Origin of the sequence: Dolichospermum compactum NIES-806, assembly GCF_002368115.1 — a bacterium.
GTDB lineage: Bacteria > Cyanobacteriota > Cyanobacteriia > Cyanobacteriales > Nostocaceae > Dolichospermum > Dolichospermum compactum.
The window spans coordinates 2,415,626-2,433,379 of sequence record NZ_AP018316.1; the positions used below are offsets into that span (position 1 = coordinate 2,415,626).

11 protein-coding genes, 2 rRNA genes and 3 pseudogenes are annotated in these 17,754 nt (G+C 41.8%); 8 read left to right on the forward strand and 8 right to left on the reverse strand.

The window, feature by feature from the left end:
* Positions 1 to 63: 63 nt before the first annotated feature.
* Both CA730_RS11550 and CA730_RS11555 read right to left on the reverse strand, forming a co-directional pair.
* Positions 64 to 2,889 (reverse strand): 23S ribosomal RNA (locus CA730_RS11550).
* A gap of 290 nt (positions 2,890 to 3,179) precedes the next feature.
* A 16S ribosomal RNA gene (locus CA730_RS11555) occupies positions 3,180 to 4,666 on the reverse strand.
* The 16S and 23S rRNA genes sit together here, the layout of an rRNA operon.
* A gap of 627 nt (positions 4,667 to 5,293) precedes the next feature.
* Here CA730_RS11555 and CA730_RS11560 point away from each other — a divergent pair.
* A complete protein-coding gene (locus CA730_RS11560; protein ID WP_096667389.1) occupies positions 5,294 to 6,469 on the forward strand; it encodes an ISH3 family transposase in 1,176 nt (391 codons plus the stop codon).
* A gap of 398 nt (positions 6,470 to 6,867) precedes the next feature.
* Here CA730_RS11560 and CA730_RS11565 read toward each other — a convergent pair whose 3' ends face one another.
* Both CA730_RS11565 and holA read right to left on the reverse strand, forming a co-directional pair.
* A complete protein-coding gene (locus CA730_RS11565) occupies positions 6,868 to 7,356 on the reverse strand; it encodes a DUF4168 domain-containing protein (RefSeq protein ID WP_096667390.1) in 489 nt (162 codons plus the stop codon).
* Between the two features lie 107 nt (positions 7,357 to 7,463).
* The gene (holA, locus tag CA730_RS11570; RefSeq protein ID WP_096667392.1) at positions 7,464 to 8,450 is read right to left on the reverse strand and encodes a DNA polymerase III subunit delta; all 987 of its coding nucleotides are present in this window, start codon (positions 8,448 to 8,450) and stop codon (positions 7,464 to 7,466) included.
* An 82-nt stretch (positions 8,451 to 8,532) separates the two neighbouring features.
* Here holA and CA730_RS11575 point away from each other — a divergent pair, with 82 nt between their 5' ends.
* A complete protein-coding gene (locus CA730_RS11575) occupies positions 8,533 to 9,318 on the forward strand; it encodes a DUF1868 domain-containing protein (protein WP_172891178.1) in 786 nt (261 codons plus the stop codon).
* Between the two features lie 86 nt (positions 9,319 to 9,404).
* Here the strand turns inward: CA730_RS11575 and CA730_RS11580 are convergent, their stop codons facing one another.
* Complete coding sequence (locus CA730_RS11580; RefSeq protein ID WP_096667395.1) at positions 9,405 to 10,184, reverse strand: RDD family protein; 780 nt, start codon at positions 10,182 to 10,184, stop codon at positions 9,405 to 9,407.
* A gap of 248 nt (positions 10,185 to 10,432) precedes the next feature.
* Between CA730_RS11580 and CA730_RS11590 the strand changes: the two are divergent.
* Positions 10,433 to 10,777 (forward strand): annotated as a pseudogene (locus CA730_RS11590) (stage II sporulation protein M); the annotation flags it as partial.
* Here the strand turns inward: CA730_RS11590 and CA730_RS25590 are convergent.
* The 3 genes and pseudogenes from CA730_RS25590 to CA730_RS11605 form a co-directional block, all read right to left on the reverse strand.
* Positions 10,778 to 11,008, reverse strand: a pseudogene (locus CA730_RS25590) (DUF58 domain-containing protein); the annotation flags it as partial. It lies immediately after the preceding pseudogene.
* A complete protein-coding gene (locus tag CA730_RS11600) occupies positions 10,953 to 11,408 on the reverse strand; it encodes a DUF4350 domain-containing protein (RefSeq protein WP_231940089.1) in 456 nt (151 codons plus the stop codon). The pseudogene CA730_RS25590 and the gene CA730_RS11600, both read right to left, overlap by 56 nt.
* 212 nt (positions 11,409 to 11,620) lie before the next feature.
* Positions 11,621 to 11,872 (reverse strand): hypothetical protein, encoded by a 252-nt coding sequence (locus CA730_RS11605; RefSeq protein ID WP_197705522.1) that lies wholly within the window; start codon positions 11,870 to 11,872, stop codon positions 11,621 to 11,623.
* A 159-nt stretch (positions 11,873 to 12,031) separates the two neighbouring features.
* On the opposite strand from CA730_RS11605, the gene CA730_RS11610 reads away from it, so the two are divergent.
* The 5 genes and pseudogenes from CA730_RS11610 to mltA all read left to right on the forward strand — a co-directional run bounded on the left by CA730_RS11610 (position 12,032) and on the right by mltA (position 16,904).
* On the forward strand, positions 12,032 to 12,490 hold the full coding sequence (locus CA730_RS11610; RefSeq protein ID WP_096667399.1) for an NADAR family protein: 459 nt from the start codon (positions 12,032 to 12,034) through the stop codon (positions 12,488 to 12,490).
* Positions 12,491 to 12,950: 460 nt separating this feature from the next.
* Positions 12,951 to 13,922, forward strand: a pseudogene (locus CA730_RS11620) (tetratricopeptide repeat protein); the annotation flags it as partial.
* Between the two features lie 567 nt (positions 13,923 to 14,489).
* Positions 14,490 to 15,257, forward strand: coding sequence for a hypothetical protein (locus CA730_RS11625; protein ID WP_096667403.1), 768 nt, complete (start codon positions 14,490 to 14,492; stop codon positions 15,255 to 15,257).
* Between the two features lie 166 nt (positions 15,258 to 15,423).
* Complete coding sequence (locus CA730_RS11630) at positions 15,424 to 15,675, forward strand: hypothetical protein (protein WP_096667405.1); 252 nt, start codon at positions 15,424 to 15,426, stop codon at positions 15,673 to 15,675.
* A gap of 2 nt (positions 15,676 to 15,677) precedes the next feature.
* Entirely contained in the window at positions 15,678 to 16,904 is a 1,227-nt protein-coding gene (mltA, locus tag CA730_RS11635) for a murein transglycosylase A (protein ID WP_096667407.1), read from the forward strand.
* Positions 16,905 to 17,754: the final 850 nt, after the last annotated feature.

Genomic DNA, 17,754 nt, shown 5'->3' on the forward strand with positions numbered 1-17,754 from the left:
CGTAATTACAGCAACCCTGAAGACTGCATTTAAGAAAGAGAAATCACAATAACAAATTGAATAGAGGTCAAGCCCTCGGTCTATTAGTACCCCTCAGCTTCATACATTACTGCACTTCCACTTAGAGCCTATTAACGGGTGTTCTGCCCGTGACCTTACCTACAAAACGTAGTGAGAGTACTCATCTTGAGGTGGGCTTCCCACTTAGATGCTTTCAGCGGTTATCCTCTCCGCACTTGGCTACCCAGCGTTTACTGTTGGTACAATAACTGGTACACCAGCGGTGCGTTCCTCCCGGTCCTCTCGTACTAAGGAGGACTCCTCTCAATACTCTTGCGCCTGCACCGGATATGGACCGAACTGTCTCACGACGTTCTGAACCCAGCTCACGTACCGCTTTAATGGGCGAACAGCCCAACCCTTGGGACGTACTTCCGCCCCAGGTTGCGATGAGCCGACATCGAGGTGCCAAACCTCCCCGTCGATGTGGACTCTTGGGGGAGATCAGCCTGTTATCCCTAGAGTAACTTTTATCCGTTGAGCGACGGCCATTCCACTCTGCGCCGTCGGATCACTAAGGCCTACTTTCGTACCTGCTCGACTTGTCGGTCTTGCAGTCAAGCTCCCTTCTGCCTTTACACTCTTCGCACGGTTTCCAAGCGTGCTGAGGGAACCTTTGCGCGCCTCCGTTACCTTTTAGGAGGCGACCGCCCCAGTCAAACTGCCCACCTGAAACTGTTCCCTCTCCGGCTGACGGAGATGGGTTAGAATTCTAGCTTCGCCAGAGTGGTATCTCACCGTTAGCTCCTTATTCCCCAAAAGGAATAACTCACCGCTTCCCACCTATCCTGCGCAAGCGAAGCCCGAACACAATTCCAGACTACAGTAAAGCTTCATAGGGTCTTTCTGTCCAGGTGCAGGCAGTCCGTATCTTCACAGACATTCCTATTTCGCCGAGTCTCTCTCTGAGACACCATCCAAATCGTTACGCCTTTCGTGCGGGTCGGAACTTACCCGACAAGGAATTTCGCTACCTTAGGACCGTTATAGTTACGGCCGCCGTTCACCGGGGCTTCGGTCGCCAGCTTCACTTTCGCTGACCAGCTTCCTTAACCTTCCGGCACTGGGCAGGCGTCAGCCCCCATACGTCCTCTTTCGAGTTGGCGGAGACCTGTGTTTTTGGTAAACAGTCGCTTGGATCTCTTCACTGCGACCCACTTATACAGTGGGCACCCCTTCTTCCGAAGTTACGGGGCCATTTTGCCGAGTTCCTTAGAGAGAGTTATCTCGCGCCCCTTGGTATTCTCAACCTCCCTACCTGTGTCGGTTTCGGGTACGGGTGTTCTATCTTCATCACATATATAGCTTTTCTTGGCACTATCCTTCACCACTCGGAGTTCGTAAACTCCTCCCAAACCAATCAGGGTATGGCTATCTTTCATGCGTCCCTATCTATGCTCCCACAGAACAGTAAGTGACTATTGACACTTTGTCCATCGACTACGCCTTTCGGCCTCGCCTTAGGTCCCGACTAACCCAGAGTGGACGAACCTGGCTCTGGAACCCTTAGGGTTTCGGGGTGTATGATTCTCACATACATTTGCGCTACTCAAGCCGACATTCTCACTTCCGTTTCGTCCACAGCTGCTCGCCGCTACTGCTTCTACCTACGACGGAACGCTCCCCTACCGATTATTTTTAGTAATCCCACAGCTTCGGTACATCACTTAGCCCCGTTCATTTTCGGCGCAAGATCGCTTGACTAGTGAGCTATTACGCACTCTTTCAAGGGTGGCTGCTTCTAGGCAAACCTCCTAGTTGTCTAGGCAATCTCACCTCCTTTATCACTTAGTGATGATTTGGGGACCTTAGCTGGTGGTCTGGGCTGTTTCCCTCTTGACAATGAAGCTTATCCCCCACTGTCTCACTGGCTGTGTGTTCTCTGGGTATTCTGAGTTTGTCTCGATTTGGTACCGGTCTCCCAGCCCGCACCGAAACAGTGCTTTACCCCCCAGATTTAATCACAACCGCTGCGCCTCAACACATTTCGGGGAGAACCAGCTAGCTCCTGGTTCGATTGGTATTTCACCCCTAACCACACCTCATCCGCCGATTTTTCAACATCGGTCGGTTCGGACCTCCACTTGGTGTTACCCAAGCTTCATCCTGGACATGGTTAGATCACCAGGGTTCGGGTCTATAAACACTGATTTTCGCCCTCTTCAGACTCGGTTTCCCTTTGGCTCCAGCATTTTCGCTTTAACCTACCAGTGCCTATAAGTCGCCGGCTCATTCTTCAACAGGCACGCGGTCATCCGTTAAATCGGACTCCCACTGCTTGTAAGCTTATGGTTTCATGTTCTATTTCACTCCCCTTCCGGGGTTCTTTTCACCTTTCCCTCGCGGTACTTGTTCACTATCGGTCACACAGTAGTATTTAGCCTTACGAGGTGGTCCTCGCTGATTCACATGGAATTCCTCGTGCTCCATGCTACTCGGGATTCAGCTACTATCCTTTGGTTTTTGACTACAAGACTTTCACTTCCTCTGGTACAGTATTTAGCTGTTTCGTCTAACCTCAGTGATTCGATATTGCTGTCCCACGACCCCAAAGGATAAATCCCTTGGTTTAGGCTCTTCCCCTTTCGCTCACCACTACTTAGGGAATCTCTAGTTTGATTTCTCTTCCTCCAGCTACTAAGATGTTTCAGTTCGCTGGGTTGGCTCTTTCCTGTCTATATATTCAACAGGTAGTACATAGGGTTGCCCCATTCGGATATTTCCGGCTCATAGTTTGCTTCCAACTCCCCGGAACATTTCGTCGGTAACCACGTCCTTCTTCGCCTCTGTGTGCCTAGGTATCCACCATTAGCCCTTATTAGCTTGACCACAATTTTTTCTTGTTTGCTTTCACATCCATTCAATGTCTGTGTCTGCCTGCTATTTCTCTTTCTCTTATGCAGTTTTCAAGGTTCTGGCTGGAATTTCACCCAGCAGTCTAACTGTTATGGTTAGGTGCTGACTTTGATTCAGTGATGATCCAAAATTCAATTTTTGAACTAAGCCGAATAATACTTTGAAAGATATCTACCAATCTCGACCGACCTAGGTTAGACCAATTTAGTTTCTATTAGCAATTGACATTGCTCTCGACAATCTAAATGGATTAGGTCTCCCTAAAAGGAGGTGATCCAGCCACACCTTCCGGTACGGCTACCTTGTTACGACTTCACCCCAGTCATCAGTCCTACCTTAGGCATCCCCCTCCAAAAGGTTGGGGTAACGACTTCGGGCGTGACCAACTTCCATGGTGTGACGGGCGGTGTGTACAAGGCCCGGGAACGAATTCACTGCAGTATGCTGACCTGCAATTACTAGCGATTCCTCCTTCACGAAGGCGAGTTGCAGCCTTCGATCTGAACTGAGCTACGGTTTCTGAGATTCGCATCACATCGCTGTGTAGCTGCCCTTTGTCCGTAGCATTGTAGTACGTGTGTAGCCCAAGACGTAAGGGGCATGCTGACTTGACGTCATCCCCACCTTCCTCCGGTTTGTCACCGGCAGTCTCTCTAGAGTGCCCAACTTAATGCTGGCAACTAAAAACGAGGGTTGCGCTCGTTGCGGGACTTAACCCAACATCTCACGACACGAGCTGACGACAGCCATGCACCACCTGTGTTCACGCTCCCTAAGGCACTCCTATATTTCTACAGGATTCGTGACATGTCAAGCCTTGGTAAGGTTCTTCGCGTTGCATCGAATTAAACCACATACTCCACCGCTTGTGCGGGCCCCCGTCAATTCCTTTGAGTTTCACAGTTGCCTGCGTACTCCCCAGGCGGGATACTTAACGCGTTAGCTACGGCACAGCTCGGGTCGATACGAGCTACGCCTAGTATCCATCGTTTACGGCTAGGACTACTGGGGTATCTAATCCCATTCGCTCCCCTAGCTTTCGTCCCTCAGTGTCAGTTTTGGCCTAGCAGAGCGCCTTCGCCACCGGTGTTCTTCCTGATATCTACGCATTTCACCGCTACACCAGGAATTCCCTCTGCCCCGACCATACTCTAGCTTTGTAGTTTCCACTGCTCTTATCACGTTGAGCGTGACTCTTTAACAGCAGACTTACTATGCCACCTGCGGACCCTTTACGCCCAATCATTCCGGATAACGCTTGCATCCTCCGTATTACCGCGGCTGCTGGCACGGAGTTAGCCGATGCTTATTCCTCAGGTACCGTCATTCTGTTCTTCCCTGAGAAAAGAGGTTTACAACCCAAGAGCCTTCCTCCCTCACGCGGTATTGCTCCGTCAGGCTTTCGCCCATTGCGGAAAATTCCCCACTGCTGCCTCCCGTAGGAGTCTGGGCCGTGTCTCAGTCCCAGTGTGGCTGATCATCCTCTCAGACCAGCTACTGATCGTCGCCTTGGTAGGCTCTTACCCCACCAACTAGCTAATCAGACGCAAGCTCTTCTTCAGGCAGCAAGCCTTTCACCTCTCGGCACATCCGGTATTAGCCACCGTTTCCAGTGGTTGTCCCCGACCTGAAGGTAGATTCTTACGCGTTACTCACCCGTCCGCCACTATCTCCGAAAAGACCGTTCGACTTGCATGTGTTAAGCATACCGCCAGCGTTCATCCTGAGCCAGGATCAAACTCTCCATTTTGTTTCTTTCGAGTTTGTTGGCTCCGAAATTAGTTAAAATCTCGAATCCTCTTTCAATTGTCTTTACGACGAGGATTGGTTTAATCTATTCTTTCAAAGTATTATTTTTTCTCGGTTCAGTTGCCGGAAGTTGTTTCTCTTTTCGGCACTCATCTAATATAACAATCCTTTCTCTTTCTGTCAAGGGGTTTGATAAATATTTTTTTTGAGGGAGTGAAAATAACTGAAAGCGTTATGAAATGAAGGATTCAGGGTATTTTTTGAGTTATTGGATCAATGATATGGATGTGGCAAAAACTAAGAGTGATATTTTCTGCTTGATGCAGGTTAGGGAAAGAAGTAATCGGTAATAAGGGGTTTAAATCCTGTGTTTATGTGTTTGTTGACACTCTAATGGCTAAATCCACTGAGATTCTTGGTTCAACAGTAAACCAAAAAGTTTTTCCCAAAGAGTGATTTTTACGGAGTGCTGACGCTATTGCTACAGACGCAGCAGGCATCACTAACAAAATACGACAGATACTCATGTACTATAGAATACCAAATATATAAGAAATAGTTATCATAATTTGCACTGGATCAAAATATGAAATGATGAAAGTAGTGTGTAGCATATTGGCTGAAAAAATTGACTGTTTCATCTCTAACAAAAGCCACGCGGGGCGAGTCTACAGAAGAACTCGTTTTAACCGACTCAGAAACTCTTGATGAGGTTATTCAGTGTTTAGTAGAAAATTTTTCCATTGAAACTCAAGGAGCCTGTAACCAACAAACTTTATTCGAGATTCTGGTTAAAGCAGCCAGCAGTGGAGATAGTATTGAAAACACTGCTAAATTGTTAAAAAATATTCCGACAGCTAATGATATTAGATATCATCTCAATAAAATTAACAATTTTGAGGAATTAGAAGCGCAAATCAATCAAGCATTAAAAAGTCGAATTCCTTTAGGATTAAAAAAACGGTGTTTAAAAATAGCGATTGATTTAAATTTAATTTGTTATTATGGTCAACCAACATCGTCAGAATTACCCTACATATATCGAAGTGAAGCTAAATCTGGTACTAATTCATTTTATGCCTATGCCACTTTATATGTTATTAGTAATAATAAGCGTGTAACTCTAGCAATAAGAGGTGTTCGCCAATTAGATACTAGTGTGGCTTTAATTACTTATTTATTAGCCGAACTTGAATCCCTAAAAATAAATGTAAAAAAACTCTATTTGGATAGGGGATTTTTTAATACTCCTGTAATTATATGGTTACAGGCATTAGATATTCCCTTTCTTATGCCTGCTATCAAGACTGGAAAAAAAGGAGGAATCAAACAATTCCTCAAGGGTAAAAAAAGTTATAAAACTACCTATACCATTACAAGAGATAAAGATGATTTCGTCACATTTGATTTATGGGTTGTCTGTAAATATAGAAAGGGAAAGCATAAAAAGCATGGAGTTCAATATTTTGTTTATGTTGCTTATAAGGTAAAAACAAATTTAAATTACATCTATCAAGATTATCGAAAAAGATTTGGCATTGAAACTAGTTATCGTCTGAAAAATATTTGTCGAATTAAGACGAATAACAAAAATCCAGTCTTGAGATTACTATTCATTGGAATATCCTTTCTTCTAATTAACATCTGGGTGAATCTACTATGGCTCAAAATCAGTCGTAAAAGGAAAGGTAGTAGATTAATTTATCGCACACTTTTTACACTCAAACAGATGTTAGCCTTTTTATCTCAAGCCCTACAGAGGAAATATCAAGTCGTTGAAAGCATTTATATTCCATCCGGTTAGCGTCAAGAAATTATTAACCAGCTAATCATAAGTAATTATTATCTATACTATGTCTGCTGATTAGAGTATCGGGAATAAAAAAGTATTTTATACTACACAGTATTTGGCGATCTCCCTTCAGGAAAAAACTTTTTGGTTTACTGCTTATATCTCAGCAATAAAGTGACTGAGCTTTACGCTTACCGGGTATTCTTGTAATCTTGATGGATTTTTGGGTGTTGGTCAATGAGATGTGAGTTCTGTGTTATTGAAAGGCATAAAGGAGTAGGAGGTTGAGAAAGGAAATTCGATTTTTATTTCCGAATATGGCATCTTGCTGATGCCTCGGTACGCTCTGGTGAATGCTACACAGGCTATCAACAATGCCGATTTTTGTGTCCTGATCATGTAATTTATCGTTATTTATTGGGAAGTTTTTGGGGGGAATCCTTTTGCAAGCGCAGTAATGTGTTGTAAAGCTGTCGTTTTAAATTACTGTTGTTTTGGATTTCTAAGGTAATTTTGTTGAATTGCTCGATAGTGAGACCACTATCTTCAACTATCTTTTGAGAATGGTTGCAATAATTTACGGCAATATCTTTGGCTTTGTTTGGTAGTGTAGTGAAACTTTTGGAATCATTACAGATTAATTGGGGAATGTCTTTACTACCGATAAGGTTTTTAATTTCTTTAAAGGCTTGCTGACGGGCTGGTTCCATGCCTAATACGGCTTTTGCGTAATTAGTTACTTCTGTATTGTTAAGGTTTAAAGTTTGAGCAGTTACTTTGGAGTTGAAGCTGAAAGTCCCGGAAATCAGGCTTGCACTGGTAATAGTTGCCAAAATTAAGGGTTGACAGCGGGTTCTCTGCAACCGTTTGGTTAAATAAAGACTATAAGTTTTGAGCATATAACAGGTGACACAGAGGGAAAATAGGGAATACCATAATGGGTTTGAATTATTTTCTGAATTAGAAGTTCCAGTCGAGATTGAAATTGCATATTTTGATGGGGATATTAGGTGCGGCGACATATTTGACAAAGTTCGATGACTTTAGTTTGTAGTGTTGAGGTTTCGGATGCACCTTGCTTGAGGCTGACTTCTAATTCTAATAGCAGTGGTAAGGCAGATATGAGTTGCTGTAGGGGGAGAGATTTGACTTCCTGCTGTAGGAAGTAGATGCGTTTGGGGTTAGAGATTTCAGCGCCTTGAGCGATCGCTTGGGGGTTGCGTTCACCACTGTCCATCATCATTTTGACTAATAACCAGGTGCGAAATTGACCAATGAGTGTGGCAACTATCCGTAAACCTGGTTCGGCGGCATTACTTAGATCACCTAAGATTCCTAAAGCTTTTGGAGTATTTCCTGTTCTGATGGCTGTTGCTAATTGTAAGGTATTTTGAGTAGTGTTTCTGACTAATTCAGATACTGTATTCACGTCTAAGGGTTTGTCGCTGCCTTGGCTGTAGAGGCGTAATTTCTCTAGTTCATTGTGGAGAAGACGGGTATCATTGCCTACGGATTCAGCTAATAGTTCGGCTACGAGGGGACTTATTTTTATGCCGACAGTTTGAGCGGTTTGTTGAACTGATTGGACTAAAAGTTCGGTTTTCCAAGGGGGAATGAGGGAAAATTCGGAAATTGTCGCAAATTGTTTGAGAAGTTTTGTGCTTTTAAGGCGTTCATCTGGTTTGTTGCGACTGGTTAATAGTAAGGTGGAATCTGGAGGGATGACCTTAAGAGTGCGTTGTAATTCTGCGAGGATGTGATCTGGACAATTTTGGGTCATAGTGGTGTTGATGAGCCACACAAAACGCCCACCTGCCCCGAATGGCGGTGTCATTGCTTGATTTAAAGCTTGGACGATAGGATCAGGTTGGTCTGGGGGAAATGAGGTATAGTTAAAACTAGTCCACAGGGGATCAAGAATCCGATCGCGCAAAGTGAGTACGGCTTTTTCCATAGCAAAATCATCTTCGCCCCAGTAAACATATATTGGCATAGCAATTTAAAATTAAAAATTAATTTGGTCAAATTGAGTAAATCTCCCTACAATCTATCAAAAGAGCGCAAGGTGATCAAGATTGGACGACAACTACCAAACTTATTTAAATCGGGTAGCACGTATGACGCTACCAGAAGCTTACAAAACCCAGATTCAGCATATTCAGGAATCTTCTAAATTCCGAGTTCATGCTGGAGTAAGAGAAGCTACACCCTTTCCCGGCTATACGCTGATTACCCCACCAGCACAAGAAGATGCAAACAATGCTGCTTTTTACAGCCAAATACAAGCCTATCAACAGCAATTATTAGAGCTACCCATTGCTAGTGATTTAATTGTTCCTGTTCCTCCTGCTAGTTTTCATGTTACCGTGGCAGATTTAATTTGGGATAGTGCTTTTCATCATGCTTGTACAAAAAATCCCCAATTTGCTGAAGATTTGAATTCTCAATTAGCTGAAAGGTTTCAAGAATATCAAAAATTGATGACAAAGGGATCATCTATATCTTGGCAAATGTTGGGGTTGATTGTCATGCCCAGGGCTGTAGGTGTGTGTTTAGTACCAAAAGATAAACGTTCCTATGAGGAAATTATTCAATTCCGGCGGATAATTTATCAAAACCGCACATTAATGGGTCTGGGTATTGAGCAGCATTATAATTTTACAGCCCATGTGACATTGGGTTACTTTGGCGAAATTCCCCCAGAATTAAACCGGGTAAACCTGAGTACCATGTTTTGTGAGTTTAATCAATCATTGCCATTGGATACCCCGGATTTTCTCATTGATAAGGTAGAATTACGAAAATTTGATAATATGACCCATTATTATCGTCAACCAGACTGGCCGAGTGTAAATTTTTAGGTCAATGGGGATTTAGCATTGCTAAATCCCTACAGGAGTAAAAATTGCAATGTGCTGTAACTATGAATTACAAATGAAAATTAAATCTATAATTCAGAGTTTTGATAGGCAAGATAAACAGCTTCTAAAAATATATCTGAAGCAATATTTCCTGGCAGAATTTCTAAGTTAATAATAGATTGAACTTGTTGGGTAAGTTTTAAAGAAAGTGCTATCTTGGCTTTTGTAGACATTCCATTTCGTCTCAATAAATATTCTCGAATAATGGCAAAATTATCGTGCAATAAAGATGATAAGTTGGCTATTCTTTGTAATTGAATATGAAAAGATTTAGCTGCTTCAGAAATGGTTAGACTTGATGATTTGTCAACCGTTTCTGCTCGAATTACAATTGTCTCAGCAGCTAAATCACCCAGACGCTTTTCTCGATTACTAAAAGTAATTAAAAAAGCACCAATAAATAAGGATTCATCAAGAGGACGGAGTAAGGCTCGTAATGCTGATTGTTGTAAACCCACAGGTCTACCATCATCGCGCATAACACGAATTTTAGCAATTCTTTTACCGGGTGTTTGTCCTTGCCAAAGAGTTTCAAAAAGGACGAAATAACCTGTGTAAATAAAGAAGAAACTTAATAGAGATATAGCTATCAACCACAAGCCGAAATTAGAGCCAAAAATACTAACTCCCAAATCAGTAATTTGCTGAAAAATAAACGACCATATTAACGCCAATATTACTAAAGTAAAAGCTAAAATTAGGTAGTCAATCATTAGCACTAAAGCCCGACTACCAATTCCAGCCAGGGTAAATTCTATTTCCACACTTTCGGGTGTAGTGAATTTAATGCGATTAAAAAGGTGCATTATATTATATTTGAATTGAATTAAATATCGTGGTCACGTAATTGTAAACCCAACCCTTCTCGACGACTTCGCAAGTCGTAGTAAATCACAGCTTTTATTGATTGCCAGAATGGCATCACAAACGTTCCTCCTATAAGCAAGGAAAGGAGATACACCACTGTGTAGATAGTAGAACCCGGCTCTAGTTTGATGAGAAATAAATTAGGCACATAGTTAAATAAAAACATAATTGGCAGCGTTTATATGCTTTGTTGAAGAAGGTAGAACAAAAACGCTTAAAGTCCCTGCGTTCGGCAGAAATTAGGGAACTGGCGAGTTTATATCGTTCTGTAGCAGCGGATTTAGCTAGGGCGCGGACTCAGCAAGTTGGTAAAACTTTAATTCAAAGTTTACAATCATTGACAACTCGCGCCTATACACAAATCTACCAGGGTTCGCGGCGACAGGAATGGCAAGCAGCGAAGGAGTTTTACTTGTGGGGTTTTCCTCTAGTGGTGCAGGGAACTTTTTTATACATTGTCACAGCGATCGCTATGTTTATTTTAGGAGGCTTAATTGCTTGGTGGTATGCTTGGCAAGATCCGAGTTTTATTGACTACGAGCGCTCTGCGGGTTTGTTGTTTGACGACGTGGGTAACTGCACCTAGATAATCAGATTCGATTAATTCTGGTTGAATGGGGGTGAGTTTATCAATGAGTTGATTGAGGTGATGTTGTCCGCGTTCTAAGGGTATCCACGTATGAATTTGGCTGTCAAATATACCTACTCTAACGCGATCGCCTCTGTGCAATCCTGCTAATGCTAGGGACAATGTGGTGTTTAAAATTACTGTCATTGTCTTGATAGGCATTAGCAGCTAAATATGGTGTTGTTGCTAAAATTACTTTGCCTTTACCGGATTTTTTCTGCCAAATTATGGCTGCAAATTCGTCTCCTAATATGACTTGTTCTGCTTTTGAAGTACGATATCGGCGACGGGTATCAATCTTGATGTTTCCGAAGGTTGATTGCTGCTGTGTACTAAATGCTGCTGCTGTTACTGGTTTTTTAATTCCTAAAATTACGAGGTTATTCCCTTTTTTTACCCATTCTTCTTGTTCTGAATATATTTCTATCTCTTGAAGGGCGCTATTAACTTGTAATAAGGTGATAGGGTTTTTTGTAGTTGGTAAATTACTAAATGGTTTTTGCCAACGTTGAATACTTATATTTTTATCTTGCATAAAAGCATACCACGCCCCATAGCCATCAGGGCTGCGATTATAACTAGAACCACTAGTACCGCTTCGCGGAAGTCAAAAGTCAAAAGTCAAAAGTCAAAACGAATATAAGTAGATTGGCGTTGAAAATTGTCGTTATGGCAGGGCAAGAGGCAAGAGGCAAGTTTCTCTGGAATTAGCTTTGGTTTTAGAACCCCTAGCATTACTCACCGCCTTCAGCCATAGATATAAGGATTAAATTCCTGCCATAAGCGCCAACCTACCCATACCAAGAATAAACCCAATCCTGACCAAAATAGGATTGTTAGTAATTCATTTAACCAAGGACTGATTGACCAGCCAGGAGGCAACTCTGGTAATGTAGTTTCAAATCTGGAAAATTGGTATTCTACCCATTCCCCTACCTGTTGTTGGAATAAGGAAAACTCCCACACCCAATTTGTTTGTTCAAAAGCATCTGTAGTCATAAAACAGAATGGCTCAACCTATTATTTATTTACATCATTACTGATTTTGCTAATGTTATAGCGGTATGTACTTGAATGAAGTCCAAAAATTAAGTCAAAAGCCTTACAGCATTCCTTCTGACTGGGCGCAGTCCCTGCACCCCTACCTCCTCCAATAGCATGACTATTTACTTTTATAAGGTTTCCCAGCCATACGGGTGTTTTTCTAATTTTTCTCCTCACGGGATTGATGTCGAAGGTACTTATTGGCCAACTGTTGAGCATTATTATCAAGGACAAAAGTTTGTTGGTAGTCCAGATGCCCCGATTATACCTTTAATCTTTGCTGCTCCTACCCCTGAAGAAGCTGCTGCTTTAGGACGTTGTCCCTCTCGTTGTCTCCGTCCAGATTGGGAATTGGTGAAAACTCAGGTGATGCGAAGGGCAGTATTCAAGAAATTTATCACTCATCCTCATATTAGGGAAATATTATTAATCACAGGTGATGAAATGCTCATAGAAAATTCGCCTACAGACTATTTCTGGGGATGTGGTGCAAATCATACAGGAGAAAATCACCTCGGTAAAATCCTCATGAGTGTACGGGCAGAAATACGGTTACAGTTATTAGAAATATGAAAAATTTTATACTGCTTGTCTATTAAAATACTGTTTAGGGACTTAAAAAACGCTCAACCACTTCAGGCAAAAAATCTCACTTCGACAAGCTTAGTGACCACTCAAACTCTCATTATTCCCCGTCCTGTATGTCTGAAGTGGTTTGTTGATTTGGATAATTTATTTTTGGGTAATTTATTTTTGGGCAATCACTTACTGAGAATATCCTTGAAAAAGGTGATACACTTAGTAAAGGTTGCAATTTTACCAAATGGTAATTTTTATGAAAAGTAAAAACCAACAAAATAATTGGCTGGTATTACTGGTAGGTCGTGGCTATATAACTCTGTCCATTAGTATTCTGTTGTTATGTGAGGTGGGTGGGGTTCTTGACTCTAGCCGTGTTTTGGCAAAAGATGATTCCTCAAAAATTGCTCAATCTCCAGCAGCAACAAAGGAAAATGCAGAACGGCTTTTTGAAGAGGGAAAGACACTTTATCAACAAGGATCAGCAGAGTCTTTGCGACAAGCAATTCAAAAATGGCAGGAGGCTAGATTATTGTATCGGACTTTGGGCGATCGCAGTATGGAAGCTACCACTCTCAATAATATCGGTCGTGTCTACTCTGCTTTAGGAGAAAAGCAAAAGGCACTGGACTTTTACAACCAAGCTTTACCCTTACGTCGCGCTGTGGGCGATCGCGGTGGGGAAGCTACCACTCTCAGTAATATCGGTGCTGTCTACGATACTTTAGGAGAAAAGCAAAAGGCACTGGACTTTTACAACCAAGCCTTACCCATACTTAGGGCTGTAGGCGATCGCCGTGGGGAAGCTACCACTCTCAATAATATCGGTGCTGTCTACGATGATTTAGGAGAAAAGCAAAAGGCACTGAACTTTTACAACCAAGCTTTACCCATACGTCGGGCTGTGGGCGATCGCGGTGGGGAAGCTACCACTCTCAATAATATCGGTCGTGTCTACTCTGCTTTAGGAGAAAAGCAAAAGGCACTGAACTTTTACAACCAAGCTTTACCTATATATCGGGCTGTGGGCGATCGCGGTGGGGAAGCTACCACTCTCAATAATATCGGTCGTGTCTACGATGATTTAGGAGAAAAGCAAAAGGCACTGAACTTTTACAACCAAGCTTTACCTATATATCGGGCTGTGGGCGATCGCGGTGGGGAAGCTACCACTCTCAATAATATCGGTCGTGTCTACGATGATTTAGGAGAAAAGCAAAAGGCGCTGGTCTTTTTCAACCAAGCTTTACCCATACGTCGGGCTGTGGGCGATCGCGGTGGGGAAGCTACCACTCTCAATAATATCGGTGGTGTCTACGATGATTTAGGAGAAAAGCAAAAGGCACTGGACTTTTACAACCAAGCTTTACCATTAATTCGGGCTGTGGGCGATCCCTATGGAGAAGTTACCATTCTTGATAATATTCGTGCATTAGGAGGGTTTTAAGGTATTTTAGGGTGCATGAGGGTGAAATCTGTTTTGTTTCAAAACTTAAAAAATCCTGAGTAATTACTCAATTGCATCAAAATAAAATTACTGCTAAAAGTAGTGTGTAATTCCCAAAAATATAGGTTTTCATCAAACTTATGTTTTTTATTTAGTAAAGTTTAATTGCAAAAATGTCCCATCGAATTTAAAGCTGTTATCCTAATAATTGAAGCAGGTATAGCTTCCCTGGCAGATACGACAGCTAGAGAGAAAGAAGAGAGAAACCACAAGTTAAATAAGAGGTAAAAGCGCTGTTTAATTTACATCTGTCTCGTCAACGAACAACGACACCCGACGCGAGAGCTGATATTTCCTCACATGATTGAAGATCAGAGGGCGCTGTGACTGATTTCCATCACTTGTTTGTCAAGTTGGTGAAAGGTAGTACATCCCTGGCTAGGATCAACAAGAAGAGGAAATCAACAGGCGAGTAGATGTTTGGGTGTTGTTGTTTGTAATTTTGTACTAGAATTAAATAGAAAGAGACATTGAAAATAGCGCCTTATGTCAATTATTGCGCTCAGAGCGTGGTATCTACCCGATTATGAACCGATTACAGAACTGGAAAAACGTCCTCCAGATGTTCGGCTGAGTAAAAAAAGCTTATTAAAATCAGGATTGCGAGCAGACTTTTTAGAGGATAGCGACGCAGTAAAAACATCAACTTGGTTTGGGCGATATTTAGAAGGAGAAAATATTGAGTTTTATATTGAAGGCAGCGGTGGATATTCTGTAGCTAACATTGACTTGATTAGTCATGAGATTTATTTTACTAAACAGGCTGTATTAGCCCAATTAGATCCGACAATATATTTCTGTTATCAAACCGAATATGGGACAGCTAATGATCTCCTCAGAGAAGAATTGCTTACCACTTTGAAAAGTATAAATGAAAAATCGCATTTTCCCCTAACTTTAGTAGAATCACCTCGTCCAAAAAATGCTTGTTTGCGTTTAAATCGCGCCAACATGAGAAAAATCCGTAAGAGTTTATTATTTATTGCTGATACCACTGCCATAACTAGCATTGACAGTCAGGAAACAAATCAACTAATTCCCAGTCCTCATGTCTGTGTAGAAATGGGTTATGCTATCCACAGTAAACGGACTGAACAAATTTTGCTGGTGCAAATGCAACGTCCAGACTTGGTAGGGCAGTTTCCTTTTGATTTACCTACCCAGCAGGTTTTACAATTTCAAAATGGTACGGAACTCAAGCAAATGCTGACAGGAATGATTGAAACCCAATTGGCTAAATTCAAGTTATTTTAGCTAAGTTCTAGATACAGCAGATTGCAGATTAATGAGTACAGAATCTAAATTCCGAAGCAGACAGCAAGCCAGTTTTACTCCTGACTCCTGACTCCTGGATAATTCTTTTCATTATGGTGCGACGTGGTTAACAATAGAGAAGATGTATTTTTAGTGGTGTAAATTTATGCCTAGAACTCCTAACGAATATGCTGTCTTTTTGCTGCTAGACAATGGACATCGGGAAGAAGTGAGTTTTTCCACCTTTCCAGAATTTCAAAAATGGTATAGCGGCGTATTAACTCCAAAGCATGATTCAAATGAGTTTATTAATAACGTACCGATTAAAAATATTCAAGGCGAATATTTAGTGGTGCGTCCGTCTAAGATTGCAGGAATTCGGGTAGAACCTGTATTTAATTCTAGTATTGAAAAATAAACATGAGAAAAAACCTTACTTTGCTGGCCTTAAGTCTGGGAATTGCTTTTATAAATCCACTTTCCTCAGTTATAGCTCAAGCGCCTAATTCACAGCCAGTCACGATACCAGTAACCCCGGAAATACCACCTGTAGTAGTACCAGCACTCCAACCTATTGATTTAGAAACTGTTTGCACCCCCCAGAATTGCTTAGGTTTGGATGAACAACTTTGGGGTAAACAGGGGGATAAACAAGCATTGCTGACCTCCATAGATAACAGCTTGCGCTACTTGGCAACCAATAAAGCTGTTACAGCCTATCAAAATTACCCAATTAAGGAAATTACCCTGAATCGGGTGCAGCGGAGTTTGGTGCGCTTTCGGCAATTGGTTGTGAGTTCTCGGTCGGCGGCTGAACTACAAGCTGCTGTCCGACGGGAGTTTGTCTTTTACCAGTCTGTAGGTAACGATGGCAAGGGAACTGTTAAGTTCACAGCTTATTATGAGCCTGTGTATGTTGCCAGCCGAGTTAGAACTGCTGTATACAAGTATCCTCTTTATCGTCTGCCACCAGATTTCCAGAAATGGCCAAAACCTCATCCTAAACGGGTTGATTTGGAAGGCAAGAACGGGTTGCTGGGGGATAAAAGCAGGTTGCGAGGTTTAGAAATTCTCTGGTTTAGTAATCGTCTAGATCCATACATGGTTCATATCCAAGGTTCTGCCCAAATTAGATTAACTAATGGACGCAGAACATCTGTTGGTTATGCTGGAGGAACTGATTATGCTTGGACTTCTATTGGTAGAGAACTAGCAAAAGATGGGAAACTGCCTCTGAGTGGTTTAACCATGCCTAAGTTAATTACTTATTTTCGCCAAAATCCCCAGGAGTTAAGTAATTATTTACCACGTTGGGAAAGGTTTGTTTTCTTTGCGGAAACTAATGGTGCGCCAGCAACAGGTAGTATTCTTGTGCCTGTCACTGCGGAACGTTCCATTGCTACAGATAAGTCTCTGATGCCACCGGGCGCACTGGCGCTGATTATCAATTCCTTTCCCTATCCCACTAATCGTGGCAAACTGGAATCTCGTCTAGTTCACCGGTTTGTTTTAGATCAGGATACAGGTAGTGCGATTAAAGGACCGGGAAGAGTTGATTATTTTATGGGTTCTGGTCAATTAGCAGGCGATCGCGCTGGTATTACCGGCGGTAACGGGTCACTATTCTATTTATTACTCAAAGAATAGGAGGTAGGAGCGGGGTTTCCTCTCACAAGGGTAGGTTTTTAATATTGTCTGTGAAGGCAAGACTGGGAAGACTTGGAGGGAACGTAGACAAGGAAGATTTTATCCGCACAATAGTCTTTTAACGGTGTGTTATTGTTGCCAAAAAACATAATCCTGTAGGGTTTTCCTCCCTTGTCCACCTTGTCGCCCAAGTCTTGCCCTCACCAGAATGTAAAAACCTACACCTGTCAGGGGGCAGGGGAGGGAAGAACAGAAGTTTTTTCCGATCATTACCCGTCAAAATAAATTTGACGAACTAATAGTTATTTATACTACAAACAGTTCATAGTTTAAAGAAAGATGGAACCCCTCTCCAAACCTCTCCCCGCTGCGGGGGGAGGCTTTAAACTTGTTCTTTGTGTTATAAAAAAGTCCAAGTTTTAACCGTTTTGAGTATAACGGTTTTATATACAACCGAAAATTATCCTTTAACTCATGAAACGTCCTATTTGTCAATAGTATATTTTTTCTACATAATTTCTGAGATAATTCCTGTCTAAAAATTCGTTTCGGAACTTGCTATTAATTAGTAAAGTTTTGTATTACTTTTCAGAATTTATTTCTCAAATAACCATAAATAAGGGCTTTTGAAGATAACCTTGTCAGGCTTGTAAAAAATTGACAATAGAAACCCAATTATGAAATTCTTGATAATTGTACCAAATTGCTGAAAGTATTGCAAGGTCGTTGCTAAATAAAAATTATTCTCAATTAATTCTTAAGAAAATCTAAAGGTGAATTATCATAAGTTATGAATATTAAAAGTATTACCATCTTTACATAATTTTTACTTATACTGTTAAATTTTGTG